At 60.5% G+C, this 2,261-nt stretch carries 3 protein-coding genes; all 3 read right to left on the bottom strand.

What is annotated here, in order from left to right; genetic code table 11:
- Positions 1 to 359: hypothetical protein (locus tag NUW23_16145; GenBank protein MCR4427677.1), on the bottom strand; the 359-nt coding region annotated here is incomplete at its 3' end.
- A 45-nt stretch (positions 360 to 404) separates the two neighbouring features.
- Positions 405 to 1,823 carry a hypothetical protein gene (locus NUW23_16140; protein MCR4427676.1) on the bottom strand — a complete coding sequence of 473 codons (1,419 nt, stop codon included), beginning with the start codon at positions 1,821 to 1,823 and terminating at the stop codon, positions 405 to 407.
- A gap of 28 nt (positions 1,824 to 1,851) precedes the next feature.
- On the bottom strand, positions 1,852 to 2,261 hold a 410-nt coding region (locus NUW23_16135; protein MCR4427675.1), incomplete at its 5' end, for a resolvase.

Raw genomic sequence — 2,261 nt, 5'->3', positions numbered from 1 at the left:
ACCTGGGCAAGCGCGGTGGCTATGGGACCCTCCGTGATTTCCCCGTAGATGCTCCACTGAACCGCTTTCAGCCGGAACTTGACGTTCATGCCGCCAGCCCTATCACCTTGGACAAATGACCAACAGGCGTTCAGGCGCTCAGGGAGCGTGCCAGTTCCAAGCTCTCCGAAGAGGAGGCGCTCAATTGACTCGAGCCTGCCCACAATGAACCCTTGCTGTGCCTGTCCAAAAAGCATGTTCTCCATTGCCACGAGCCTCTCCACCGGACTCGGGGCTTGGGCATGCCCGAAGCCTGCAGAAAGGGTCAGGGTCAGCACCAAGGCTGCGAGGAATGCAGTTCGAACCATAGAAACTCTCATTGAGAAGGCTGCCTCCTTGTCGGACGTGGCCCGGGTTCACGCGCCCTAGAACTTGATCGTAACCTCAGCGGTGGCCATGTTCCTGGTGAGATCGAGCACTCCCACGTCCGCAAAATCGATGAGCTTGTAGCCGACGGTCACCGATGAGTCACCCAACAACCTATACCCAAGGTCAATTGATGCCACCATGCGAGTGGCGTCAGAGCTCTCGAGTTTCAGAAGGTCCCGGGCGGACCAGGCCAGAAAGCCCTTGTCATCGTAGAGTCCTGCTTTGGTCCAGACAGCGCCAGAGGCTATAAGGTCTCTGATCTTCTCGTATCTGTACCCTGCCTGCAAAAAGGCAGAATCACCCAACAAAAGCTTATAGTCGATTCCCAAAACCGTGGTAGCCTGATAACTCCTGCTAGTAGTGGGCGACCCTTCCCGGCCATACAGTTCGTACCCTGCGCTCACAGTAATGAAGTCGGACGCGAAGGGCGCAGAGACCACATCAGGAAGTGCGTACTTCAGGTCGAGTGAGGTGATAGTCTCCCTCTGACTTGAACCTGATTCGGGAGTGGTGAGATCTGTTACCTTCCGGCCGACGGTCACCCCGGGACCTTCCTTATCACCGATCTGCACCCCAAAGGATGTGGAGATCGACGCCGGCGATGTCTGGTCGCCCTTGAAGAACTCCGCACTCACCTTGAGAATCTCAGACAGCCGGACGCTGGTAGCCAGGTCGAATCCGGCATCCGGCCGCCCCTCCTCCACCTTAAGATCCTCCTTCGGCCTCGCGGCGGCCAGGCTGGTGAGCTCCACGGCAAGTGGGCCCAAAGGACTCATTACTCCCATCTCAACCTGGGCAGCTGAAGTCCCGCCGGCATCGCTCGTCGAGACAGTGCGGCCCAGCAAACCCTCCAGAGCCCGTACGCCTTCATTGCCGGGCAGGGTCAAAAGGGTTCTCTTCCCGGTCCGGGGCACTTCCTGCAGCCTGAGCGACCCAAGGGAAGCGTAGTCGGCCACATGCGGCCGACCGGCAGACAGGACCGCCGGGTCGGTACCAGATAGGGTAAGCGGCCCAAGGGTGAGTCCGGCACTGCGTGCAACCAGGGATGACCCAAACTCCGTGAGCAGGTCCGCGATAAGAAGGGCCTGCCTGGACGTAAGGCGGTCACTGGCTGACATCAGGTCCTCCGAAAGGGTCAGCGGCCCACCGGTCCCGGCTTTGCCGCCCGCTCCTTCAAGCCTCGAGATGAGCCTCTCGAAACTCTGGGAGAGCCTCTCGGTGGAGAGAAGGGATCCGGAGGCGAACAGTGCCGCGTCCTCCGGGTCCAACAGGCCGTCCTGCGCAAGTTCGGCCATGGCCCGGTACCTCCAGTCGTCTGGCGGGACTAACGAAGCCTGCGCCGGAGGCGCGCACATCAGGAGCACCATGAGGATCAACAGGCACCGGGCCAGCGAAACCCCAATGGCGCAGCGCACCAGACGCTCACCTCCCTCCGACAAAAACCTACCGCTTATGTTTATTCTTCGTGTCACCCTTGATTCCTGCCGATTCCCGGGTCTCGAAGTATCTTGCTGCAAGTATCTCCGCAACATAGTCATCATATGGGCCGTCAGGAGTCCTGAGCCCCAAGGGCAGAAGCCTTGCGAGCCCACGGCCGGGGTGGTCGTGCAGGTATCGCGCACGTGCTTCCATGGACGACCTGTCCTCTTCGACCTGGACAACACTCATGTCAGCGAGCTGAGCGGCCATCTCCCGAGCGCCTGTCCTGTTCCCGATCACGATCACCGATGCCCCATGGTGGCAAGCGAGCTCCCTGACGCGCTCGGCGCACCCAGAAGCTGGCACAACCAGTTTTGCCAGCGTCCCCCTGACGCGAGACACCACGGCGACACCCGCTTTCTCCCTGCCAGGAT

The sequence above is a fragment of the Bacillota bacterium genome (assembly GCA_024655925.1).
Classification (GTDB): domain Bacteria; phylum Bacillota; class DTU025; order DTU025; family JANLFS01; genus JANLFS01.
This window is presented reverse-complemented; position numbering and strand designations above follow the sequence as displayed.